This window comes from Streptomyces hundungensis, assembly GCF_003627815.1.
Taxonomy (GTDB): Bacteria; Actinomycetota; Actinomycetes; order Streptomycetales; family Streptomycetaceae; genus Streptomyces; species Streptomyces hundungensis_A.
Genome location: NZ_CP032698.1, coordinates 5,653,440 through 5,676,951, shown reverse-complemented (window position 1 = coordinate 5,676,951; position 23,512 = coordinate 5,653,440). Strand labels below are relative to the sequence as shown.

The 23,512-nt window shown below is 70.5% G+C and carries 19 protein-coding genes and 2 tRNA genes; 7 read left to right on the top strand and 14 right to left on the bottom strand.

Annotation, left to right across the window (positions count from 1 at the left end; translation table 11 throughout):
* The first annotated feature begins 18 nt into the window (after nt 1-18).
* Complete coding sequence (locus tag DWB77_RS25175) at nt 19-1,014, top strand: hypothetical protein (RefSeq protein ID WP_120723398.1); 996 nt, start codon at nt 19-21, stop codon at nt 1,012-1,014.
* Between the two features lie 78 nt (nt 1,015-1,092).
* Here the strand turns inward: DWB77_RS25175 and clpX are convergent, their stop codons facing one another.
* The 5 genes from clpX to DWB77_RS25150 all read right to left on the bottom strand — a co-directional run bounded on the left by clpX (nt 1,093) and on the right by DWB77_RS25150 (nt 5,821).
* Nucleotides 1,093-2,385 carry an ATP-dependent Clp protease ATP-binding subunit ClpX gene (gene clpX, locus DWB77_RS25170; protein ID WP_120723397.1) on the bottom strand — a complete coding sequence of 431 codons (1,293 nt, stop codon included), beginning with the start codon at nt 2,383-2,385 and terminating at the stop codon, nt 1,093-1,095.
* A gap of 176 nt (nt 2,386-2,561) precedes the next feature.
* Entirely contained in the window at nt 2,562-3,251 is a 690-nt protein-coding gene (locus tag DWB77_RS25165) for an ATP-dependent Clp protease proteolytic subunit (protein ID WP_120723396.1), read from the bottom strand.
* Nucleotides 3,252-3,297: 46 nt separating this feature from the next.
* Nucleotides 3,298-3,906 carry an ATP-dependent Clp protease proteolytic subunit gene (locus DWB77_RS25160; protein ID WP_120728222.1) on the bottom strand — a complete coding sequence of 203 codons (609 nt, stop codon included), beginning with the start codon at nt 3,904-3,906 and terminating at the stop codon, nt 3,298-3,300.
* A 254-nt stretch (nt 3,907-4,160) separates the two neighbouring features.
* On the bottom strand, nt 4,161-5,555 hold the full coding sequence (tig, locus tag DWB77_RS25155) for a trigger factor (protein ID WP_120723395.1): 1,395 nt from the start codon (nt 5,553-5,555) through the stop codon (nt 4,161-4,163).
* A gap of 189 nt (nt 5,556-5,744) precedes the next feature.
* A tRNA-Pro gene (locus tag DWB77_RS25150) sits at nt 5,745-5,821 on the bottom strand.
* A gap of 213 nt (nt 5,822-6,034) precedes the next feature.
* Here DWB77_RS25150 and DWB77_RS25145 point away from each other — a divergent pair.
* Nucleotides 6,035-6,105 (top strand) — tRNA-Gly (locus DWB77_RS25145).
* Between the two features lie 52 nt (nt 6,106-6,157).
* On the opposite strand, the gene DWB77_RS25140 is transcribed toward DWB77_RS25145, so the two are convergent.
* The 4 genes from DWB77_RS25140 to DWB77_RS25125 form a co-directional block, all read right to left on the bottom strand.
* On the bottom strand, nt 6,158-6,352 hold the full coding sequence (locus DWB77_RS25140; protein WP_100579694.1) for a hypothetical protein: 195 nt from the start codon (nt 6,350-6,352) through the stop codon (nt 6,158-6,160).
* Between the two features lie 329 nt (nt 6,353-6,681).
* Nucleotides 6,682-9,156: an FtsX-like permease family protein gene (locus tag DWB77_RS25135; RefSeq protein ID WP_120723394.1), complete on the bottom strand. Its 2,475-nt coding sequence runs from the start codon at nt 9,154-9,156 to the stop codon at nt 6,682-6,684.
* Nucleotides 9,157-9,360: 204 nt separating this feature from the next.
* Complete coding sequence (locus DWB77_RS25130; protein WP_120723393.1) at nt 9,361-10,167, bottom strand: ABC transporter ATP-binding protein; 807 nt, start codon at nt 10,165-10,167, stop codon at nt 9,361-9,363.
* Nucleotides 10,168-10,329: 162 nt separating this feature from the next.
* Nucleotides 10,330-11,475: a PP2C family protein-serine/threonine phosphatase gene (locus tag DWB77_RS25125; RefSeq protein WP_120723392.1), complete on the bottom strand. Its 1,146-nt coding sequence runs from the start codon at nt 11,473-11,475 to the stop codon at nt 10,330-10,332.
* A gap of 117 nt (nt 11,476-11,592) precedes the next feature.
* Here DWB77_RS25125 and DWB77_RS25120 point away from each other — a divergent pair, with 117 nt between their 5' ends.
* The gene (locus DWB77_RS25120) at nt 11,593-12,822 is read left to right on the top strand and encodes a GNAT family N-acetyltransferase (RefSeq protein WP_120723391.1); all 1,230 of its coding nucleotides are present in this window, start codon (nt 11,593-11,595) and stop codon (nt 12,820-12,822) included.
* Here the strand turns inward: DWB77_RS25120 and DWB77_RS25115 are convergent.
* Together DWB77_RS25115 and DWB77_RS25110 are read right to left on the bottom strand one after the other, a co-directional pair.
* The gene (locus DWB77_RS25115) at nt 12,810-13,619 is read right to left on the bottom strand and encodes an Fpg/Nei family DNA glycosylase (protein WP_120723390.1); all 810 of its coding nucleotides are present in this window, start codon (nt 13,617-13,619) and stop codon (nt 12,810-12,812) included. The two genes, DWB77_RS25120 and DWB77_RS25115, sit on opposite strands and share 13 nt — an antisense overlap.
* 9 nt (nt 13,620-13,628) lie before the next feature.
* Nucleotides 13,629-14,117, bottom strand: coding sequence for a ribose-5-phosphate isomerase (locus tag DWB77_RS25110; RefSeq protein WP_120723389.1), 489 nt, complete (start codon nt 14,115-14,117; stop codon nt 13,629-13,631).
* A gap of 172 nt (nt 14,118-14,289) precedes the next feature.
* Between DWB77_RS25110 and DWB77_RS25105 the strand changes: the two genes are divergently transcribed.
* Nucleotides 14,290-15,759, top strand: coding sequence for an amino acid permease (locus DWB77_RS25105; RefSeq protein ID WP_120723388.1), 1,470 nt, complete (start codon nt 14,290-14,292; stop codon nt 15,757-15,759).
* Here the strand turns inward: DWB77_RS25105 and DWB77_RS25100 are convergent.
* Nucleotides 15,723-17,699 (bottom strand): serine/threonine-protein kinase, encoded by a 1,977-nt coding sequence (locus DWB77_RS25100; RefSeq protein ID WP_246033628.1) that lies wholly within the window; start codon nt 17,697-17,699, stop codon nt 15,723-15,725. The two genes, DWB77_RS25105 and DWB77_RS25100, sit on opposite strands and share 37 nt — an antisense overlap.
* Before the next feature lie 204 nt (nt 17,700-17,903).
* Between DWB77_RS25100 and DWB77_RS25095 the strand changes: the two genes are divergently transcribed.
* Nucleotides 17,904-18,695 carry an LPXTG cell wall anchor domain-containing protein gene (locus DWB77_RS25095; protein WP_120723387.1) on the top strand — a complete coding sequence of 264 codons (792 nt, stop codon included), beginning with the start codon at nt 17,904-17,906 and terminating at the stop codon, nt 18,693-18,695.
* Between the two features lie 57 nt (nt 18,696-18,752).
* Here DWB77_RS25095 and DWB77_RS25090 read toward each other — a convergent pair whose 3' ends face one another.
* Together DWB77_RS25090 and DWB77_RS25085 are read right to left on the bottom strand one after the other, a co-directional pair.
* On the bottom strand, nt 18,753-19,364 hold the full coding sequence (locus DWB77_RS25090) for a Uma2 family endonuclease (protein WP_120723386.1): 612 nt from the start codon (nt 19,362-19,364) through the stop codon (nt 18,753-18,755).
* Nucleotides 19,365-19,584: 220 nt separating this feature from the next.
* Complete coding sequence (locus DWB77_RS25085; protein ID WP_120723385.1) at nt 19,585-20,172, bottom strand: biotin transporter BioY; 588 nt, start codon at nt 20,170-20,172, stop codon at nt 19,585-19,587.
* Nucleotides 20,173-20,431: 259 nt separating this feature from the next.
* Here DWB77_RS25085 and DWB77_RS25080 point away from each other — a divergent pair, with 259 nt between their 5' ends.
* Nucleotides 20,432-21,799 (top strand): amino acid permease, encoded by a 1,368-nt coding sequence (locus tag DWB77_RS25080; RefSeq protein WP_120723384.1) that lies wholly within the window; start codon nt 20,432-20,434, stop codon nt 21,797-21,799.
* 150 nt (nt 21,800-21,949) lie between these two features.
* Nucleotides 21,950-23,359: an amino acid permease gene (locus DWB77_RS25075; protein WP_120728219.1), complete on the top strand. Its 1,410-nt coding sequence runs from the start codon at nt 21,950-21,952 to the stop codon at nt 23,357-23,359.
* Nucleotides 23,360-23,512 lie beyond the last annotated feature (153 nt).

Genomic DNA, 23,512 nt, shown 5'->3' with positions numbered 1-23,512 from the left:
TCTAGGGGGAACCCAACCATGAGCTACAACCAGCCGGGCCCGTACGGTGGCCAGCCCCAGCAGCCCGGCCCGTACGGCCAGCAGCCTCCGCAGCAGCCCCCGTACGGGCAGCCCGGTCCGCCGCAGCCCGGTTACGGCTACCCGCAGCAGGCCCCGCAGGGCGTGCCGCCGCAGCAGCCGGGCCCGTACGGTCAGCAGCAGCCGCAGCAGCAGCCCTACGGCTACCCGCAGCAGCAGGCCCCGCAGTACGGCCAGCAGCCGCCCTACGGCCAGCAGCCCCCGTACGGCGCGCCGACGCACCCGATGCCGCCGGTCCCCCCGAAGAAGAAGACCGGCCTGATCGTCACGGCGGTCGTCGTGGCGCTCGCGGTCGTCGGCGGCGGCGCGTGGTTCCTCACCAAGGGCGGCGCGAGCAACAGCGACGTGTCGGCCGACACCAAGGGCTACAAGGTCGTCCTGCCCGCCACGGTCGAGGACTTCAAGAAGGACGCCAAGGGCGACGACACGGCGCCGATGTCGGACGAGCAGAAGAAGAAGGCCGAGGCAGCCGGGGTCAAGAACCCGCAACAGACCGGCGCCTCGTACGCCTCCGGCGACCCGAAGCTGAACCCGCTGACCGCCAAGTCGCTTCAGATCAACGCCTATTGGGGCGAGATCAGCGACCCGGCGAAGGTGATCGACGCCTCGTTCCAGAACGCCAAGGACAACACCGCCAAGAGCAAGACCATCAAGGTCGAGCTCATCGGCTCGCCCAAGCTCGTCAAGCCGGCCGGGTTCAAGGGCGCCCTGATGAAGTGCCAGGACATGAAGTTCACCAACTCCGGCGCCGACGGTTCGCTGGACAAGGGGCCCAAGGAGTTCACGGCCCCGGCGTGCGTGTGGGCGGACTACAGCACGTACGGCGTCGTGCTCCTGATGGACATCGGCAAGGCCTCCACGGGAGGCGGCGCGAGCCAGGAGGACGCCGCCAAGCTGACGGCCTCGGTCTACAACACGGCCCGCAAGAAGGCCTAGCACACGTCAAAGGGCCCGTCCGGTCAAGGAAGTTGACCGGGCGGGCCCCTTGGTGTGTGCGAGAGGCCGAGTGCGGTGCTACGCGCTCTTCTCGTGCCGGCCGTCGTTCTTCACGATGCGGGGCTCGCGCGGGACCAGCGTCGGGTTGACGTTGTTGCGGACCACGTCGGCGGTGATGACGACGCGGGCGACGTCCTTGCGGGACGGCACCTCGTACATCACCGACTGGAGGACCTCCTCCATGATGGCGCGCAGTCCTCGGGCGCCGGTGCCGCGCAGGATCGCCTGGTCGGCGATGGCCTCCAGGGCCGGGCGGTCGAAGTCCAGCTCCACGCCGTCGAGTTCGAACAGGCGCTGGTACTGCTTGACGAGCGCGTTGCGCGGCTCGACCAGGATCTGGAGCAGGGCCTCGCGGTCGAGGTTGTGGACCGAGGTGAGGACGGGCAGGCGGCCGATGAACTCGGGGATCATCCCGAACTTCACCAGGTCCTCCGGCATGACCTCCTGGAACTGGTCACTGGCCTCGATCTCCCGCTTGGAGCGGATCGTCGCGCCGAAGCCGATGCCCTTGGCGCCGGCCCGGGACTCGATGATCTTCTCCAGGCCCGAGAAGGCACCGCCCACGATGAACAGCACGTTCGTCGTGTCGATCTGGATGAACTCCTGGTGCGGGTGCTTGCGTCCGCCCTGGGGCGGGACGGAGGCGGTGGTGCCCTCCAGGATCTTCAACAGGGCCTGCTGGACGCCCTCGCCGCTGACATCGCGGGTGATCGACGGGTTCTCGCTCTTGCGGGCGACCTTGTCGATCTCGTCGATGTAGATGATGCCGGTCTCGGCCTTCTTGACGTCGTAGTCGGCCGCCTGAATCAGCTTCAGGAGGATGTTCTCGACGTCCTCGCCGACATAGCCGGCCTCCGTGAGCGCGGTCGCGTCGGCGATCGCGAACGGCACGTTCAGCATGCGCGCCAGGGTCTGCGCGAGCAGCGTCTTGCCGGAGCCGGTGGGGCCGAGCAGCAGGATGTTGGACTTGGCGAGCTCGATCGCGTCGTCCCGGCCCTGCGCGCCGCCGTTCTCGCCGGCCTGCACGCGCTTGTAGTGGTTGTAGACCGCCACCGAGAGGGCCTTCTTGGCGGGCTCCTGCCCGACGACGTACCCCTCCAGGAACTCGTAGATCTCGCGCGGTTTGGGGAGTTCCTCCCACCGCACCTCGGAGGACTCGGCGAGTTCCTCCTCGATGATCTCGTTGCAGAGGTCGATGCACTCGTCGCAGATGTACACCCCGGGGCCTGCGATGAGCTTCTTCACCTGCTTCTGGCTCTTTCCGCAGAACGAGCACTTGAGCAGGTCGCCGCCGTCACCGATGCGTGCCACGAGGTGCTTCCCCTTCGCCTGGGAGACGCCATGTGCGCCGCCTCCTGGTGCCTACTGCGTTTTCCGGGGGGACGCCCCCAGACCCCCTACCGACGGTACCTTGCCGGGGCCCCCGTTCGGGCCCCCCTTGGCGCGGTTCACTTCCACGTGGACCGCGCCAAGCTCGCCGAAGCGGGTCAGGCGGCCGCGGAGGTCGTCGTCTTGCGGGTCGACACGATCTGGTCGACCAGGCCGTAGGACAGCGCGTCCTCGGCCGTGAGGATCTTGTCGCGCTCGATGTCGTCGCGGATCTTCTCGATCGGCGTCGTCGAGTGCTTGGCCAGCATCTCCTCCAGCTGCGAACGCATCCGGAGGATCTCGTTGGCCGCGATCTCCAGGTCGGAGAGCTGCTCGCGGCCGGTGCCGCCCGAGGGCTGGTGGATCAGGACGCGTGCGTTCGGCAGCGCCATGCGCTTGCCCGGCGTACCGGCGGCGAGCAGGACGGCGGCGGCGGAGGCCGCCTGGCCCATGCAGACCGTCTGGATGTCGGGCTTCACGAACTGCATCGTGTCGTAGATCGCCGTGAGGGCGGTGAAGGAACCACCCGGGCTGTTGATGTAGATCGAGATGTCACGGTCGGGGTCCATCGACTCCAGGCACAGGAGCTGCGCCATGACGTCGTTGGCGGACGCGTCGTCGATCTGCACGCCGAGGAAGATCACGCGCTCCTCGAAGAGCTTCGCGTACGGGTCGTACTCGCGCACGCCCTGCGAGGTGCGCTCGACGAAGCGCGGGACGATGTAGCGGTTGTCGACCTGCGGGCCGGTGTAGAGGCCGCTCGCGTTGGCCGAGAGGCCGGAGAAGTTGCTCATGGGGGTCTTCACCATCCTGGTGGCGTTCAAGTGGGCAGGGGGAGCGGGTGCGGGTCGGGGCTCAGGCCCCGGTGCCGCCGCCGCCCGGAACGCCCGAGGCAGCGGAGATGATCTCGTCGATGAGGCCGTATTCCTTGGCCTCCTCCGCCGTGTACCAGCGGTCGCGGTCGCCGTCGCGGATGATCGTCTCGACGGTCTGGCCGGAGTGCGCGGCAGTGATCTCCGCCATGCGCTTCTTCGTCCGGATCAGGTACTCGGCCTGGATCTTGATGTCGGAGGCGGTGCCACCGATACCGGCGGAGCCCTGGTGCATCAGGATGTCGGTGTTGGGGAGCGCGAAGCGCTTGCCCGCGGCGCCACCGGTCAGCAGGAACTGGCCCATCGAGGCGGCCATGCCCATGCCGATGGTGACCACGTCGTTCTGGATGTACTGCATGGTGTCGTAGACCGCCATGCCGGCCGTCACCGAGCCGCCGGGGCTGTTGATGTAGAGGTAGATGTCCTTGTCCTGGTCGGCAGCGGCCAGGAGGAGCATCTGGGCGGTGATCTTGTTGGCGATCTCGTCGTCGACCTGCTGGCCGAGGAAGATGATGCGGTCGTTGAGCAGTCGGCTGTAGACCTGGTCACCGAGGCCACCACCGAGGGACGGCTCTCCGGCGGCGTAAGGCATCAGATTCGTCACGTATCCACCTGCTCGTCTCTGACGGCTTCAACCGTCTCAGCGTCTTCGTTCCGGGGGCGCGGACTCCGGCTCGCCAGACTCCACCACCCTCGTATTCATGGACCCTAACGCGCAGGTGGGACAACGCCATCCCGGTTCCCGAACTGTTCGCTCGGAGCGCAAGGTGGTTGAAGCGGAATTCGGTACGAAGAAGGGCCCGTGCGCGGCTGCGCAGGGCCCTTCTCAGCGGTCAGAAGGAGGCTTTAGGCCTCGGTCTTCTCCGCGGCCTCGTCCTCGGCGGACTCGGCGGACTCGACCTCGGCGGCGGCCTCGGCGGCCTCGTCCTCGGCGTCCTCCAGGTCGACGACCTCACCGTTGGTGTCGGTGACCTTGGCGGCCTCGACGACGACGGCGAGCGCCTTGCCGCGGGCGACCTCGCCGACGAGCATCGGCACCTGGCCACCCTCGACGACGGCCTGGGCGAACTGGTCCGGGCTCATGCCGGAGGAGGCGGCACGCCGCATGAGGTGCTCGGTGAGCTCCTCCTGGTTGACGTTCAGCTTCTCCTTGTTGACGAGCTCGTCCAGGATGAACTGCGTCTTGATGCCCTTGACCGCCTGCTCCTCGGTCTCGGCGGTGAACTCTTCCTCGGTCTTGCCCTGGATCTCCAGGTACTTGGCGAGGTCGATGCCCATCTGGCCGAGCTGGTGGTGCTCGAGGTTGTGCTTGCGGGTCTGGATCTCGTCCGCGAGGAGCTTCTCGGGGATCGGGACCTCGGCCAGCTTCAGGAGCTCGTCGAGGACGCGCTCCTGGGCCTGGGTGGCCTGGTCGTACTGCTTCATGTTCTCGAGGCGCTTGCGGCTGTCGGCCTTGAGCTCGTCCAGGGTGTCGAACTCCGACGCGAGCTGCGCGAAGTCGTCGTCCAGGGCAGGCAGTTCACGGGCGGCGACCTGGGTGACCTTGACGGTGACCTCGGCCTCCTTGCCCTCGGCCGAGCCGCCCTTGAGCTCGGAGGTGAAGGTGGCCTCGCCACCGGCCTCCAGGCCCTTCACGGCGTCGTCGATGCCCTCGAGGAGCTCGCCGGAACCGATGGTGTACGAGACACCCTCGGCCACGCCGTCCTCCAGGACCTCGCCGTCGACCTTGGCCTCGAGGTCGATCGTCACGACGTCGCCGTCCTCGGCGGCACGCTCGACGGGGGAGGTCGAGGCGAAGCGCTCGCGGAGCTGCTCCACGGACTTCTCGACGTCCTCGTCGCTGACCTCGACGGCGTCCACGGTGACCTCGATGCCGGAGTAGTCCGGGATCTCGATGGTCGGGCGGATGTCGACCTCGGCGGTGAAGTTCAGCGTCTCGCCGTCCTTCAGCTCGGTGATGTCGACCTCGGGCTGACCCAGCGGGTTCAGCTCCGCCTCGTTGATCGCCTCGGTGTAGAACTTCGGAAGCGCGTCATTGACGGCCTCTTCGAGCACGGCGCCACGACCGAACCGCTGGTCGATCACTCGGGCCGGGATCTTGCCCTTACGGAAGCCCTTGACCGTGACCTGCTGGTTGATCTTCTTGTACGCCGCGTCGAGGCTGTCCTTGAGCTCCTCGAAGGGCACCTCGACAGTGAGCCGAACCCGAGTCGGGTTCAGGGTCTCCACGGCGCTCTTCACGGTTCGGTCTCCTTGTGGCTGACTTCTTTGGGGTTCTGCCGCAGACCGACGGTCTGGAGCGGATGGGGCCCGGTACATCGGATTCATCAGACACACGGGCACGCAGCTTGCATAGTAACCGCAAGCGGGATGCCTCCCACAATGTGATCTTGATACGCGGAGAACGCGGAGATCGAACGTCGGTGACGCTGGTCGGGGTGGCGGGATTTGAACCCACGGCCTTCCGCTCCCAAAGCGGACGCGCTACCAAGCTGCGCCACACCCCGTCGGTGCGAGACGTAGGGTACATGCCCGCGAGGGCCGCGTCGGCCGCTTTGTTCGGGGCGTCCGCCCGGCGGGGCGCGCGCCCGGATCGGGCCCGGGCGGCCCGGCTCGGCCCGCTCAGGACGGTGGCCGGGAAACGCGGTGTGCACGTCCGGGGGGTGACCCGCTACGATGCTCTACGTGCCGGGGTCGCGATGACCTGCGGCGCGATGCTTGCGGGCGTAGCTCAATGGTAGAGCCCTAGTCTTCCAAACTAGCTACGCGGGTTCGATTCCCGTCGCCCGCTCTCGATAGGTCCGAAGGGCCCGGCAGCCGAGCTGCCGGGCCCTTCGGCGTGCTCAGAACTTGATCTGGTTGATCGTGTCCGCTATCGAGTTCAGGAAGCGCTGGATCGAGGGGGCCATGCCCGTCGATGCCAGGAAGAAGCCGAAAAGTATCGCGACGATCGCTGGGCCGGCCTTGATGGAGCCGCCGCGGATGAGCACCACGAGGACGACCGCCAACAGCACTACGGCTGACAGTGAAATGGCCACAACTGATCACACACCCCTTGGTCGGTCCGCCTTGCCGGCCCGAGGGCATGTCGCACACACCCCCGCGAGAACCATCGTGCCACCAACACCCCTGTGGTTGTCCCCGGGTGGCGGACGGACCATGCATGGATCCGGCCAACCGCGAGCCCGCCTCCAGGGGTTCACCTGTTCACGAGTCGCGCGGGGCGCCCGGATTCCGGGCGGCCCGCGGCCACCCGCTTGATGGAGGGTTCGGTCAAGTGCCGTGGCGCTCGCGGGAGTTCGGCGAAATCTGGCCAGCGGAGCGAGACGTTCCGCGTGCCTCGGTCGGCCCGTGGCCCGGCGCGGGCTCACTTCAGGGCGGCGCGGGCGGGCAGGGCGGTCGCGGCCAGGCCCAGGACCAGGATGCCGCCAGCGAACGAGCCGTACAGGAGCGGCGGTATGTACGGGGCGCGGCCGGTGAGGCCGTTCACCATCGGGACGAGGGTGGCCAGGGCGATCGCGCTGCCGATGACGATGCCGGCCGCGACCACCAGGAGCGCCTCCCAGCGGATCATCTTGAGGACCTGGCGGCGGGTGGTGCCGATCAGGCGCAGGGTGCCGAGTTCGCGGCGGCGGTCGAAGACCGTCATCACCAGGGTGTTGACGGCGGCGACGGCCGCGAAGCCGCCGAGTACCGCGGCCATGACGGTGTTGGCCCAGGCGTTGACCTCCCGGTCCGTGCTCTGTGCGGCGGCGTGGCCCGCGGCGTCGGTGACCTTGCCGAGGGTGGCGAGGGGCGCGGCCGCGGCGGGGGTGGCCCTGGTCAGCAGGGTGGTGGGGTTGGGGCGGGTGAGGTGGGCCGTCAAGTCGGCCTGGGGGAAGGTCAGTTGGGCCAGGCCGAGGCCTCGGTCGTAGGTGGCCACGATCTTCGGGGACGCCTTGGTGCCGTCCGGCAGCAGCAGCGGGAGGCGGTCGCCGAGGCGCACGTGGGCGGCTTCGGCGAGAGAGGCGTCGAGGGCGGCGGTGCCCGGGGCGAGGGCGGCCAGGGATCCGGTGCTCAGGCCCAGGTCCTGGACCTTGGCGAGGTCGGCGCCGCTGCCGGTGACGCCTTGCGCGGAGGCTTCGCTGGGGGTGTAGCCGGTGCCACCGTTCGGGATGAGGACGGAGGTGCGGGTGAGGCCCACCGCCGTCGCGACGCCGGGCATGGCGCCGGCCCGGGCCACCGCGTCGGAGGGCAGGCCGGCGGGGTCGGTGACCACCTGGTTCGCGGTGATGCCGGCCCGCTGCTGGTCCTCGATCGCCCGGTCCTCGCTGGTGTGCAGGAAGACCAGCACCGAGGAGAAGGCCATCGCGAGGACGATGGGGGTGATCGCGGAGGCCAACCGGCGTGCGTTGGTACGGGTGTTGGCGGCGGCGAGTGAGCCGGCCGCGCCGGCGGCGCGCAGCGGGAGGCCGAAGACGGCGGTGCAGCCGCGGGCGAGCAGCGGGCCGAGCAGGGCGACGGCCATCATGAACAGCATGACGACGCCGAGGGCGGCGTTGGCCGCGTCCTCCCCCGTCTCGGAGGCCGCGAGCCCGGCGAAGGAACACCCGCCGACGACGGCGCCGACACCGAGCGTGGTACGGATCCAGCCGGGGCGCAGCCGCTCCGCGGCGGACTCGGCGAGCGCCTGACCAGGCTTGATCTTCGCGGGCCGGCGGGCCGCGGCGGCGCCGGCGCACAGGGCGGTCACGACGGTGGCGCCCACGGCGACGAACAGCGGCAGCGGGGTGATCGCCAGGTCCACGCTCTCCGGGATCGCGCCCTTGTCGCGCAGCTGCCCGAACCACCAGGTCGCGAGCGCGACACCGGGCAGGCAGCCGAGGGCTCCGGCGAGCGGGGCGACGAGCAGGGCCTCGGTGGCGATGGTGCGGCGGATCTGGCGCGGGGTGGCGCCGATGGCGCGCAGCAGGGCGTACTCACGGCGGCGCTGTCCGACGAAGAGGGCGACGGTGCCGGCGGCGGTGAACACGGCGACCATCGTGGCCACGCCGCCGAAGGAGCCGCCGAGGCCGATGAGCACCTCCTTGGCCTGGGCGAGGCCGCGGTCCTCGACGGTGGAGCGGTCGTCCCCGGTGTGCACCTGCGCCCGGTCGCCGAGGGCGCGCTTCACCTGGGCGGCGAGGGCGTCGGTGGAGGTGCCGGGCTGGGGCAGTACGGCGATCGCGTCGACTTTGCCGGGGTGTCCGGACAGGGCACGGGCGTCGGCGTCGTTCAGCCAGATGCCGGTCGTGGCGGTCGCGTCGCCGGTTGCGCTGCTTGTGGCGGTTGTGGCGATCGTGCCGGAGACCTTGAACTCCCTTGGTCCGGCAGGGGTGTCGAGGGTGATCCGCTCCCCCACCGTGCCCGTCGTGATGACCACCTCGCCGGGGCGGGGCGCGGCGCCGGAGGCCGGCTTCGTACCGGTGAAGGCGGTGGAGGCCCAGGTGTACGCCGTGACGGGGACGTTCTTGCCGGTACGCACCGGCACGGCGAGGTCGGCGATCGTGGCGGCGGCGCCGGGGGCCGAAGCGGCCTTCGCCACCAGGGAGTCGTCGAGGCGGGCCCGGTCCGGCAGGGCCAGCCGCTCCTCGTCGCGGTCCTCGCCGGTGCCGATCGTGTACCGCAGGTTCTGGTCGGCGGCGACCACGACGGGGGCGGCGGCGTAACGCTGGGGCGGCACGGAGGCGGTGAGACCGGTCGCGAGCAGGAGGCCGCAGGCGGAGACGATCATCGCGGCCATGAGCAGCGCGACGAATGTGCCGGCGAAGGCGGACGGTTTGAAGCGGAGGGCTGCGCGGGCCAGGCGGTTGGGGGCGTGCATTGGGGGTCTCCTGCGGAGGGCTGATGGAGGGGGGCTTGGGGTTGCGGTTTGGGTGCGGGCCGCCTGTGGCTGGGCGCGCAGTTCCCCGCGCCCCTAACTACTCGGCGCTGGGGCACCTTCAGCCTGTCCGGCGATTGAGGACGAGCGCCCTTAAGGCGCGATCGGGGTCTGGGGCGGAGCCCCAGGGGCCGAACCGGTCAACCCCTAGGCCGCTGTGCTTACCCGGCGGGTTGTCAGGGTGGTCATGCGGGTGGCGATCTGGGAGGCCGAGGCCTGCGAAAGGGCGTCCACCATGGAGCCGTCCGCAAGGAAGAGGACCTGGTCGGCGTAGGCGGCCGCCGAGGGGTCGTGGGTGACCATCACCACCGTCGCCCCCAGCGCGTCCACCGCGTTGCGGAGCAGGGCGAGGACCTCGGCCGCGGTGGTGGTGTCCAGCGCGCCGGTCGGCTCGTCCGCGAAGATCACGTCCGGATTGGTGACCAGCGCGCGGGCGATCGCCACGCGCTGCTGCTGGCCGCCGGAGAGTTCGCCGGGGCGGCGGTCGCCCTTGCCCTCCAGGCCGACCTGGGCGAGGAGTTGGGCGGCGCGGCGGCGGTCGGGGCGGTCGCCCGCGAGCCGCATCGGCAGGACCACGTTCTGCTCGACGGTGAGCGAGGGCAGCAGGTTGAACGCCTGGAAGACGAAGCCGAGGCGGGAGCGGCGCAGCTCGGTGAGCTTGTTCTCGCTCATGCCGGTGATCTCGGTGCCGCCGAGCCGCACCGAGCCCTCGCTGGGCCGGTCCAGGCCCGCCGAGCACTGGAGGAACGTCGACTTGCCGGAGCCGGAGGGGCCCATCACCGCGGTGAAGCTGGCCCGGGGCAGGGTGAGGTCGATGCCACGCAGGGCGTGCACGGTGGCGGCGCCGCGCCCGTACCGGCGCGTGACGCCGCGCAGTTCGACGGCCCAGTCGTGGCCGGGCGCCGCGTTCGCCGCGGTCGTCCGCCGTGTGTTCTTGGCCCGTCGCAGTGCCATGGCCCCTGCCCTTCGCTCGCTCCGGCCGACGCGCTCGCGCCGACCCTTCGAACCTAGGGAGCGGGGTGGGGTGGGGGCCATGGCGGCCGCCGGTGGATCAAGGGTGGGGCTGGCCCCACCACGGCGGCCCGGCCGGCCCCCGGGGCCGTGGCCGTGCGGGGTTCAGGCGTCGCGCCTGATCAGCAGTAGGGCGCGGTCGTCGTTGACGTCCTTGGCGACCGCTTCGATCAGATGCCAGGCCGCCCCGCCGAAGCCCGTGGTGACATAGCGGTCGGCCTCCCCGGTCAGGCGGTCGATGCCTTCGCCGATGTCGCGTTCGGAGGTCTCCACGAGGCCGTCGGTGAAGAGCATCAGGACGTCGCCGGGGGCCAACGAGCCCTTGGCCGGGTGGAATTCGGCGCCGTCGTAGACCCCGAGCAGGGGGCCCTCGGCGGCCTGTTCCTGCCAGCGGCCGGAGCCCGCGTGGAGTTGCAGGGCCGGGGGGTGGCCGGCGGAGAGGAGTTCGTAGTCGCCGGAGTCGAGGTCGAGGACGAGGTGGATGGCGGTGGCGAAGCCCTCGTCCCAGTCCTGGCGGAGCAGATAGCCGTTGGCGGCGGGCAGGAAGGCGTGCGGGGGCAGTGAGCCGAGGAGTCCGCCGAAGGCGCCGGAGAGCAGCAGGGCGCGCGAGCCGGCGTCCATGCCCTTGCCGGAGACGTCGGTCAGGACGATCTCCAGGGTGCGGCCGTTGCCGGTGCGGGCCGCCACGACGAAGTCGCCGGAGAAGGACTGGCCGCCGGCCGGCCGCAGCGCCATCTCGCGGTGCCAGCCCCGGGGCAGCGGCGGCAGCGCGCTCTGGACGCGGATGCGTTCGCGCAGGTCGAACAGCATGGTGCCGCCGCGCCGCCAGGGCACCCCGACCCGGGCCCGGAACTGGGCGATGAGCAGCCCGAAGAGGCCGCAGGCCGCCACCACGAGGACCGTGCCGGGGGTGACCCGGGAGGGGCCCGCCGTGTAGGGGCCGAGCCGTACCGACTCCACGATCAGGGCGGCCGCGGCGGCCGCGTACAGGCCGAGGAGGTTGGCGGGGCGCAGCAGGAGGCCGCCCGCCACGATCGGCAGGACGAGGGCGGAGGGGGCGCACCAGAGCGGGGCGATGAGGGTGGCGCAGGTGATGGCGGGGACGGTGAGGAGCAGTCCGGCCAGCGCGACCCAGTCCGAGCCGTCGCCGCGGAAGTAGTCGACGCCGGATCTGCGCACCGCGTTGCGGACCCGGTGCAGCGCCTTGCGCCACCGGGCGGTGAACGAGTCCGCTCTCATCGCACGTGCCATCGTCGAGGACCCTATCCAGCCGGTGCCGCCGCGCGCAGGTGACCCCCGGCGCCCGGAACGGGCGCCCCGATGGAAACCGGGTCGCTCGGACGGCGTACTCCCTGTTAGGAAGGGCCCATGACGATGGAGTTTCGGGTTCTGGATCCGGCCGAGTGGGATCAGTGGTATGCGGCCCTGGTGGTGGCCTTCGGGGGCATATCGGACGCCCCCGACGAGGTGGACGTGTGGCGGGAGTTGATCGACCCCGAGCGAACGATCGCCGTGTGGGACGGCGACCAGTGCGTCGCCGGCACCAGCACCTTCCCGTTCCGGCTGAGCGTCCCCGGCGGGGCCGTGGTGCCGGCCGCGGGCGTGACGGGGGTCGGCGTCATGGGCACCCATCGTCGTCGCGGCTTTCTCACCTCGATGATGCGGCGCCAGCTGGACGATCTGCGGGAGCGCGGCGAGGCGCTCGCCGTCCTGACCGCGTCCGAGCCGGCCATCTACGGGCGGTTCGGCTACGGCATCGGCACCATGGCGCTGTCCGCGGAGGTGGACACGACCCGGGTGCGGCTCGATGTCCCGCCGGGCACCGACGAGGTGCGGCTGCGCTATGTGAAGACCGGGGAGTCCCTCGCGGCGTGCGAGGAGTTGTACGCGCGTCTGGTGCCGGGGCGCCCCGGGATGCTGGCCCGCCAGCCGGGCTGGGACCGGTTCACCACGCTCGACCCGGTGGCGTACCGCGACGGCGCATCGCCGCTCCAGTGCGTCCTGGCCGAGCGGGACGGGGAACTCGTGGGGTACGCGCGCTACCGGATCGCGATGGCCTCGGAGCCGACGGGCGCCAACGGCACGGTGACGCTCCAGGACCTGGAGGCGGTGGACCCGGCGGCCGCCGCGGCGCTGTGGCGCTATCTGTTCGGCCTGGACCTGACGAACACGCTGAAGGTCAAGAGCCGTCCGGTCGACGACCTCTTCCAGCACCTGGTCTCCGATGTGCGCCGCTGCGGTCTGCGGCTGCGGGACTCGCTGCACGTGCGTCTGGTGGAGGTGGGGGCGGCCCTGGAGGCGCGTACGTACACGGCGCCGGTGGATGTGGTGTTCGAGGTGGAGGACGCCTTCTGTCCGTGGAACGCGGGCCGCTGGCGGCTGACCGGTGACGCCAAGGGCGCCTCCTGTGTCCGCACCGAGGACCCGGCCGAACTGGCGCTGTCCGTACGGGAGTTGGGCTCCGCCTACCTCGGCGGCGTCACCCTGGCCTCACTGGCGGCGGCGGGCCGGGTGCGCGAGCTGCGCCAGGGCGCCCTGGCGGAGGCCTCGACGGCGTTCGCCGGCGTGCTCGCGCCCTGGCTGCCTCACGGCTTCTGACAGCCGGGGCACCAGAACAGGTTGCGGGCGGCGAGGTCGGCGGTGCGGATCTCGCCGCCGCAGATGTGACAGCCCTGGTGGGCGCGGCGGTAGACGTACACCTCGCCGCCGTGGTCGTCGAGGCGCGGCGGGCGGCCCATCGCCTCGGGGGTGTGCTCGGGGCGGACGGTGTCGATGCGGTTCAGCCGTACGCCCTCGCGCATCAGCTCCACCAGGTCGGCCCAGATCGCGTCCCAGGTGGCGCGGTCGAGGTCCTTGCCGGGGCGGTAGGGGTCGATGCCGTGCCGGAAGAGGACTTCGGCGCGGTAGACGTTGCCGACGCCCGCGATGACCTTCTGGTCCATGAGCAGGGCGGCGATCGTGGTGCGGCTGCGGGAGATCCGCTGCCAGGCCTTGTCGCCGGTGTCGGCGGGCCGCAGCGGGTCGGGGCCGAGCCGGTCGTGTATCGCCCGCTTCTCGCCGTCGGTGATCAGCGCGCAGGTCGTCGGCCCGCGCAGGTCGGCGTAGGCGGTGTCGTTGAGGAGCCGCAGCCGTACGGTGTCAGTGGGCGGCGGGGCCGGTGCCTCGCCCAGGGCGTACTTGCCGAAGAGGCCGAGGTGGATGTGGATCCAGCCCGAGGGTCCGAAGCCGAGGAACAGGTGCTTGCCGTGGGCTTCGGCGCCTTCCAGGACCTGGCCGTCGACGAGGGCCGCGCCGTCCGAGAACTTGCCCTGGGGGCTGGCGGCGCGCAGCGGCCGGCCGCCGAACATCAGGTCGTGGTCGGCGGCCAGGCGGTGGATGGTGTGACCCTCGGGCATGGGCCGGGTTCAGCCCTGCTGCGGGTGGTGGGCCGGGATCTCGGGGAGCTTGCCGCTGGTCTCGTACTCGGTGAGCATCTCGATGCGCCGGGTGTGGCGCTCCTCACCCGAGTACGGGGTGGCGAGGAAGATCTCGACGAAGCGGGTCGCCTCCTCCTCGGTGTGCATCCGGCCGCCGATGGAGATCACGTTGGCGTCGTTGTGCTCACGCCCGAGCGCCGCGGTCTGCTCGCTCCAGGCCAGTGCGGCACGGACGCCCTTGACCTTGTTGGCCGCGATCTGCTCGCCGTTGCCGGAGCCGCCGATCACGATGCCGAGCGCCTCCGGGTCGGCGGCCGTCTTCTCGGCGGCCCGCAGACAGAACGGCGGGTAGTCGTCCTGGGCGTCGTAGATGTGCGGACCGCAGTCCACGGGCTCATGGCCGTGGGCCGTGAGCCACTCGACGAGGTGGTTCTTGAGTTCGAAGCCGGCATGGTCGGAGCCGAGGTACACGCGCATGTACCCGAGTGTGGCATGCGTGGGGCTGGGCAGGGCTGAGCGGGGTGAGGCCTTTGGTCCCTGTCGTTGGTCCTGTCTAACGATCCGGATTCAGGCCTTCCGTCCCGAAGCGGACCAGGTTTGAATACCCGGGCTCGTAACCCGAGTGCTCCGAAGACGTAAGGAAGCGTTCATGACCTCGCAGCCGTCCCTTGCGAAGGAAGACCGCCTGCCCGGTGAACCCGGTGATGCGCAGGTGCCCGACAGCGGCCTCAAGGCCGGTCTCAAGAACCGTCATCTGTCCATGATCGCCATCGGTGGTGTGATCGGCGCCGGCCTGTTCGTGGGCTCCGGCTCCGGCATCGCCGCGGCAGGACCCGCCATTCTGCTCTCGTACGCCCTCGTCGGCGTGATGGTCGTCTTCGTGATGCGGATGCTGGGCGAGATGGCGGCGGCCCGCCCGTCGTCCGGCTCGTTCTCGGCCTACGCGGACCGGGCGCTCGGCCGCTGGGCCGGGTTCTCCATCGGCTGGCTCTACTGGTTCTTCTGGGTCGTGGTGCTCGCCGTCGAGGCCACCGCCGGCGCGAAGATCCTGCACGACTGGGTGCCGGGGGTCCCGCAGTGGGGCTGGGCGCTCATAGTGATGGTGGTCCTGACCGCCACCAACCTCGCCTCGGTCTCCTCGTACGGTGAGTTCGAGTTCTGGTTCGCCGGGATCAAGGTCGTCGCGATCGGCGGCTTCGTGATCATCGGTCTGCTCGCGGTGTTCGGCGTGCTGCCGGGCTCCGACAACCCGGGCGAGGGCTTCGCGCACCTCACGGACGCCGGCGGGTTCTTCCCCAAGGGCTACGGCGCGATCCTCACGGGTGTGCTGATGGTCGTGTTCTCCTTCATGGGCTCCGAGATCGTCACCCTGGCCGCAGGCGAGTCCGAGGACCCGCGCCGCGCCGTGACGAAGGCCACCAACAGCGTGATCTGGCGGATCGCGGTCTTCTACCTCGGTTCGATCTTCATCGTGCTGACCCTCCTGAAGTGGAACGACCCCTCGATCGTCGCGGACGGCTCCTATGTGGCGGCCCTCAAGACGATCGGCATCCCGCACGCCGACCAGATCATGAACGTGATCGTCCTGACGGCGGTGCTCTCCTGCCTCAACTCCGGCCTGTACACGGCGTCCCGGATGGCGTTCTCGCTCGGTGAGCGCGGCGACGCCCCCAAGTCCTTCGCCCGGACCAACAAGCGGGGCGTGCCACGGGTCGCGATCCTCTCCTCGGTCGTGTTCGGCTTCGTGGCGGTCTTCTTCAACTACGAGTGGCCGGACACCGTCTTCGCCTTCCTGCTCAACTCCTCGGGCGCCGTCGCCCTGTTCGTGTGGCTGGTGATCTGCTTCACCCAGCTGCGGATGCGCGGCATCATCCTGCGCGAGCAGCCGGAGAAGCTGACGGTGAAGATGTGGGGCTTCCCCTATCTCACGTGGCTCACGATCGGGATGATCTCCTTCGTCCTCGTCTACATGCTGTTCGACGACTCGGGGCGCGAGCAGGTGCTGCTCTCGCTGCTCGTCGCGGCGATCGTCATCGTGATCGCGGTGGTCAAGGAGAAGGTGCTCGCGGGCCGCGCCGCCGCCTACAGCGGGGTGAAGGACGACGTCACCGCGTCATAGGCGCCGAGGGCGGCGGTCTCCGTGTCGGCCTGGTACCAGGTGTTGACCTGGTAGGACTTGCCGCCCTCGTCGAAGCCGATCTGGCGGGCCTTCCAGGGGACGCCGTTCTGCGTGAAGTCGTAGTCCCAGACGATGGCCGGCTGCTCGTGGAAGGTCGTCCGCTCCAGACGGATCTTCCGGTAGCCGGGCACGTCGTGCGAGCCCGCCTCGGCTCCCTGCCACTGGGTCATGAGATCGCCGCCGCGTACGAGTGCGTACGAGGCGGCGATCTCTTGTTGTCCGCCCGGCGCGTGGTAGTGGATGTTGGACGGGCTCTTGGCGGTACGGGTCCAGCCCTCGGGCGGGATCCAGGCGAAGCCGGTCTCGTCACGGGAGCCGGGCGGGGGCGTGGCGGAGGGCGGCCGTGACGTGCCCTCGACGGTGGGCGTCACCGGCCCACCGGACCCGCTCGCGGTGCCTCCGCGCTCCGCGGGTTTTGCGATCAGCACGGCGGCCACGGCGAGGGCCACCACCCCGAGGGCCACGGCCGGCATCCAGGCCCGGATCCTGCGGCGGCGGGGGGCGGGCGTGCCGGGCTGGGCGGGTTTGGCTCCGCCAGGCGGGTGGGGGGCGGTTCCGCCGGGCTGGCCGGGTGCAGTACCGCCGGACGAGGCGGGCGCGGTTGCGCCGGGCCAGGCGGGTGCGGGGGCGCCGGACCGGTCGGACGTGGTCCCACCCGGCCGATCGGACGCGCCAGCGGGCCGGTCCGGCGCGGCCCCTCCGGGCCGGGCGGGGGCCGGGACCCCGGGCTGAGGTTGGACCGGAGCCGGGACCGCGGGCTGAGGACGAACCGGGGCCGGGGCCGCGTGCTGAGCCGGGGCCGGTACCGCGTGCTGAGCCGGGGCCGGGACCGGGACCGCGGGCTGAGGACGAACCGGGGCCGGAGCCTGGGACTGGGCCGGGGACGGGGCCTGGGGTTGGGGCGGGGTCTGGGATTGGGGCGGGGCCGGGGCCTGGGGTTGGGGCGGGGCCGGGGCCGCGTGCTGAGCCAGGGCCTGGGGTTGGGCCGTGGGCGGGGGCTGGGATTGGGCCTGTGCCTGAGGCAACTCCCTTGCTGGAGAGGGAGGTTGGGCCCCCACCGACCGGCCCGGCCAGGGCTGTGGGGTGTCGTACACCTGGAGGGTCGGCGGATGGGGGGCCGGGACGGTCGGGGGCGCGGCGATCGGCGTCAGCAGGGCGGTGATCTCGGCGAGGCCCGGCCGCAGCTCCGGGTCCTTGACCAGGAGCCGCTCCAGGAGGGGCGCCAAGGGGCCCGCGGCGGGCGGGAGTTCGGGCTCCTCGTACAGCACCGCGTGCAGGGTGGCCAGGGTGGACGCCCGGGAGAAGGGGGAGCGCCCGCCGACGGCCGCGCACAGGGTGGCGCCGAGCGACCAGATGTCGGAGGCGGAGCCCTGGGGTTTGCCGGTGACGCGCTCGGGCGCCATGTAGTCGGGCGAGCCCACCAGCATCCCGACCACGGTGAGGGCCGTCGCGTCCTGGATGGCGGCGATGCCGAAGTCGGTGAGGACGACCCGGCCGCCCGCGCCGAGCAGCACATTGCCCGGTTTGATGTCGCGGTGCAGAACGCCCACCGCGTGCACCTCGACGAGGGCCGCGGCGAGCCCGACGCCGATACGGGCGGCTTCGCGCGGGGTGACGGGCCCGTCCTCCACGAGCAGCTTCTCCAGGGAGCGGGATTCGACGAGCTCCATCACGATCCACAACCGGTCGCTCTCCTCGGCCACCACGTCATAGACCCGCACCACGTTCGGATGGTCGATCCGGGCGGTGGCGCGGGCCTCGCGCAGAGAACGCTCGCGGCGAATTCGACTGTCCTCGGCATCGAATTCGTCGATGCGCATTTCTTTTACGGCGACCTGGCGGTCGAGTATCTCGTCCGCCGCACGCCACACCCGCCCCATTCCTCCCTGGCCAATTGTTTCGCCCAGGCGGTAGCGCCCCGCGATCAATAGCCCCCGCGTTCCCGGCATGACCATCCACCCCCTCAGCACCTACTGTGACCTGGACTGATTCATGACGGTGACACCATCACAGCATAATTCCTGCCAATCTTGTGGGACCCTTCTGTGCACAGAAGCACCCACCACGGGTGAGGGGGACGGGAAATGCGTGTTCGAAAAACCAAAGGATCTCAATTCGCCTCGGCATTCGCCGCACTGCTGATGGTTTCGTTCGGCGCGGGCACGGCTCTGGCCGCCGGTCCGACGCCGGGCAGCAGCCAGGGCGGCACTCCGGGGCCGAGCGCCCCGGCGGGACTGAAGATCTCCACCGAACTACCGTCGACGATCAGGGTGAACAACGCGACGCACCGCACCACGTTCACCGCGACCGTCGCCAACCACGGCAGCCGGGCGACGGGTCCGGTCACCCTGACCGTGCTCGGACTGGGCGGCATGAAGATCACCGGGGTGCGGGGGTGTGCGCCGCTGCCGAGCGGCAAGCGTCCGCCGGTCACCAACAGCGGCTTCGGCTGCGCGATCCCCGATCTGGCACCCGGCCAGTCGCGCTCGTACACCGTCTCAGCCACCTACGACCTGACGAAGACCGGCAAGATCTGTCTGCCGGTGACCGAGGGCAAGAGCGACAAGGTGCTGTGGCAGCAGGGCCCGGTGCCGTTCGGTACGACGAGGCCGACGCCGAACGCGCCCGACACCCCGCTGCTGCTGGGCACCGACAACGTCCCAGCGGCCCCGCCCTCGGGTACGGCCTCCCCCTCCCCGAGTGCGTCAGCGAAGAGCCCGGCGCCGTCCTCACCCTCCGCGCCGCCCCAGCTCCCGAAGACAGGCGTCAGCGACGGGGTCCTCCCGCTCACCGCGGCCGGCATCCTGTTCCTGTTCGCCGGGGGCGCGGGCCTGTGGTGGACGACGAGGAGCCGACGCCGGACGGTCGGGCACTGAAGGAAACCCCGAACGCGCCTTCTCGGCAAGGGAGTTGAGTCCCGGACGAAAGGGAAACTACAGGACCGAGGTGTCCAGGACCGGGTACGGCGCGGGGAGCGGGAACGTGCCGCCGAGTTCGGTGACCGTCGTCGTCCGATAGTGGCTGTTGAGGGGCTGCTTCTTGTCCGGCACCGGCTCGGAGTGGACGTACACCTTGCGCTCGTAACGGTGCACGATCACGTACAGCGGAACCCCGGCGGCGGCGTAACTGCGGTATTTGGGGCCGGTGTCCGTCTCGTGGTTGGTCGATGTGACCTCTCCGGCGAGGTGCAGCAGCTCGATGGGATACCAGCCCCGGTTGGTCCTGCGGTACGCCTCATCCAGGTCGCTCGGTTCGCGCCGCATGACGTAGAAGTCGGGGACGAGCAGGCTCAGCGTCTTCTCGGCGGTCACACCGGTGCGGTAGCCGTTGCCGATGCCGACGTGTGCGATTCCGGCAGTGCGGAGCTGGAAGTAGAGCTCCGTGGCCGCGCGGTTGTGGTTGTGGTCGGGCTGAGGCGGCACAATCACCATTCCCTCGACGTACTCGGCCCGAATCGGCTCCTTGGAAGCCTTCTCGAACTCGATCAACAGGTCGATGGGGTCCTGTGCCTCGTTCACCGGCTCGGTGATGGGGTCGGCGCTCATGCTGGCGTTCCTCCCTCGTCGCTGGTGTCAGGCTACGCCCGGTGGGCGGCCCCGGGCAGGAGCATGGCGGGAGCGCGGGCCCCTCCGCCGCCCCCAGCGGGGACGTTCACCTGTTCGAGTGACGGAGAATCCTTCCTGCTCAGAGCGGGCGTAACGCGAAGGGCCCGGCGTGAGCCGGGCCCTTGGCTGTGGTACGTGTCGGCTGTCGTATCTGTCGGGGTCAGCCCTTGCGGCCGACCAGCTTCCACGCGGCGGGCAGCAGCCCCATCGCCAGCGCCGCCTTGAGGGCGTCGCCGAGGAGGAAGGGGGTCAGGCCCGCGGCGACCGCCGCGGCCAGGGACATGCCGGTGGAGTCGGCGAGGTAGGGCACGCCCACCGCGTAGATGATCGCCGAGCCGAGCACCATGGTGCCCGCGGTGCGCAGCACCGAGCGGTCGGCGCCGCGGCGGGCGAGCGCGCCCACCACGGTGGAGGCGAGCATCATGCCGAGCACATAGCCGAAGGAGGCGCCGCCCGCGCCGGAGGTGCCGTTCGCGAACCAGGGCATCCCGGCCATGCCGACCAGGGCGTACAGCGCGAGGGAGAGGAAACCGCGGCCCGCGCCGAGGCCGGCGCCGACGAGCAGTGCCGCGAAGGTCTGGCCGGTGACGGGGACGGGCGAGCCGGGGACCGGTACGGCGATCTGGGCGGCGATTCCGGTCAGCGCCGCGCCGCCGACGACCAGCGCGATGTCCTTGGTGCGGGAGGCAGGCAGCAGGTCGGCGAGGACCGATCCGGTGCGGGGGGCGGCGGCGGACGCAGTGCTCATCGGGACTCCGGCGGGTGTTGAGGTGGCGGGACGTGCTGGGGACACGGTGACGTTAGCCCACTGAATCTCGCTGGATCACCAGCAGCCGCCCACAAAGCGGGTGTTGAAGCCTTGGTGGGGTCCGCACAAAGCGCGGGATTCATGCCCGGCCCGGCGTGACCCTCGTCACTACGGCGAAGGGGTCGGGTATCCCTTTTGCGCCCGGGGTCGCCGCTCGGCGAGACTGTAGGTTCCCCATAAACCGAAAGTTACGAGCGCCATGCACGACTCCTTGCCCGCGGAGCCCCTCTCGCACGGGCTGAAGCAGCGCCATCTGACCATGCTCGGCCTCGGCGGGGTGATCGGTGCGGGGCTCTTCGTGGGGTCGGGCGCCGGGATCGCGGTGGCGGGCCCCGGCATCGTCGTCTCGTATCTGATCGCGGGCGCGATCGCGATGCTGGTGATGCGGATGCTGGGCGAGATGTCGGCGGCGATGCCCGCATCCGGCTCGTTCTCGGTGCACGCCGAGCGGGCGCTGGGCCGTTGGGCCGGGTTCAGCGTCGGCTGGCTCTACTGGTTCCTGCTGGTGGTCGTGCTTGCCGTGGAGGCGACCGGCGCCGCGAAGATCGCCAACGGCTGGGCGCCGGGGGTGCCGCAGTGGGCCTGGGTGCTGATCTTCATGGTGGTGTTCACGGGGGCCAATCTGGCCGCGGTGAAGAACTTCGGCGAGTTCGAGTTCTGGTTCGCCGCCCTGAAGATCTTCGCGATCGTCGCCTTCCTGGTGCTCGGACTGCTGGCGGTCTTCGGCGTGCTGCCCGACACCTCGGCGGTGGGCCTGTCCAATCTGACCGGGCGGGGCGGGTTCCTGCCCGCCGGGTGGAGCGGGGTCGTCTCGGGGGTGCTCGCGGTGATCTTCGCGTTCGGGGGTCTCGAAGTCGTCACCATCGCCGCGGCCGAGTCGGACGACCCGGTGCGCGCGGTCGGGCGCGCGGTGCGCAGCGCGGTGTGGCGGATCCTCTTCTTCTATGTGGGCTCGATGCTGGTCATCGTGACGCTGCTGCCGTGGACGTCGATGAAGCCGGGCCAGAGCCCCTATGTCGCCGTCCTCGACTCGATCGGCATCCCCTCGGCCGGCCAGATCATGAACATCGTGGTGTTCGTGGCGCTGCTCTCCGCCCTCAACGCCAATCTGTACGGCTCCTCGCGCATGATCTTCTCGCTCGCCGAGCGGGGCGAGGCGCCCCAGGGGCTGCTCAAGGTGTCGGGCGGCGGGGTGCCGCGCCGGGCGGTGCTGGCGTCGGTGGCCTTCGGGTTCGTCTCGGTGCTGCTGAACCTGAAGTGGCCGGACTCGGTGTTCCTCTACATGCTCAACGCGGTCGGCGCGGTCCTGCTGTTCGTCTGGGCGCTGATCGCCCTGTCCCAGGTGCGGCTGCGCCGTCGCATCGAGCGCGAGGCGCCCGAGACGCTGACGCTGCGGATGTGGGCCTTCCCCTACCTCAGTTGGGCCGCGCTCGCCGCGATGGCCGCGGTGCTCGTCCTGATGCTGTTCGACTCGACGGCCCGGCCGCAGGTGCTCTGGTCGGCGGGTGCCACCGCGGTGGTGCTCCTGGTGGCAGGGGTACGGGAGTGGCGCACGCGCCGCATGTGAAGGCGCGATGAACAACGCGCGTGCGCCTCTTCACGCTGTGTGAGTCGGGTGTCCGCATAGCGGTCGGGTGTTCCCTCCGAGCGGGGCCGCCCTAAGACTGTGGCTCCGTCCCGCCGACCCGGTGGATCAGCTACTGAACAGGGCATGCCCATGTCTCGGACAACCGCGCCCGCGCCGGAGGACAGTCGGCTGGCGGCCGACTCTCCGCTCACCCGTGGCCTCAAGCAGCGCCATCTGTCGATGATCGCCCTCGGCGGTGTCATCGGCGCCGGGCTCTTCGTCGGCTCCGGCACCGCGATCGCCGCGGCCGGGCCCTCCATCATCCTGGCCTATGCGATATCGGGCGCCCTGGTCATGCTCGTGATGCGCATGCTGGGCGAGATGTCGGCCGCCAACCCCGCCTCCGGTTCCTTCTCGGTCCACGCCGAGCGGGCGATCGGCCCGTGGGCCGGGTTCACCGCCGGCTGGGCCTTCTGGTTCCTGCTGTGCGTGGCCGTCGGCCTGGAGGGCATCGGCGCCGCCGGCATCGTGCACGGCTGGCTGCCGGGCGTCCCGGAGTGGGCGCTGGTGGCCGTGTTCATGCTGCTGTTCTGCGGCACCAACCTGGCGGCCGTGAAGAACTTCGGCGAGTTCGAGTTCTGGTTCGCCGCGCTGAAGATCGGCGCGATCGTCCTCTTCCTGGTCATCGGTGTGCTCGCGATCCTCGGCGTACTGCCGGACACCAGCGCGCCGGGCCTGACCAACCTGACCGGCCAGGGCGGCTTCATGCCCAACGGCAGCGAGGGGCTCATCGTCGGACTGCTCGCCTCGGTCTTCGCGTACGGCGGTCTGGAGACGGTCACCATCGCCGCGGCCGAGTCCGAGCACCCCGTCCAGGGCGTCGCGAAGGCCGTGCGCACCGCGATGTGGCGGATCGCGATCTTTTACGTCGGCTCGATGGCCGTCGTCGTGACGCTGCTGCCGTGGACGGCCAAGGACATCGCCACCAAGGGCCCCTACGTCGCGACCCTGGACCACCTGGGCATCCCGGCCGCGAGCCACATCATGAACGTCGTGATCCTGATCGCCCTGCTGTCCGCGATGAACGCCAACATCTACGGCGCCTCGCGCATGGCCGGCTCGCTGGTCTCGCGCGGCCAGGGCCCCAAGGTGCTGGGCAAGATCTCCGGCGGGGTGCCCCGGGTGGCGGTGCTGACCTCCTCGGCCTTCGGCTTCGTGTGCGTGCTGCTCAGCTACTGGCGCCCGGACGACATCTTCCAGTGGCTCCTGAACACCATCGGCGCGATCATCCTGGTCGTCTGGTTCTTCATCGCCGCCTCCCAGTTGATGCTGCGCCGGCGCCTGGAGCGCGAGGCCCCGGAGAAGCTGGTCGTGCGGATGTGGCTGTACCCGTGGCTCACCTGGATCGCGCTGATCGGCATGGCGGTGGTCTTCGTGCTGATGGCCCGTGAGGACGGCACCCGGGTCCAGCTCTACTACACGGGCGGCCTGACCCTGGTGCTCGCGATCGTCGGCTACATCCGCCAACGCACGAGCCGGCAGGCGCCGCTCGACGCCTGACCCCCTCCTGCCCCAACAGTCCTGTGTCCGGCGGCCCCTGGCCCCGGACGCGGGACTTTTTCATGCCGCCACCCTGGGCTGCGCGGACGTATTACTGCTGATAGCGTGCACTTGCACATCTCTTGCAATAAGCAGTAGCAGTAAGCAGTCGGA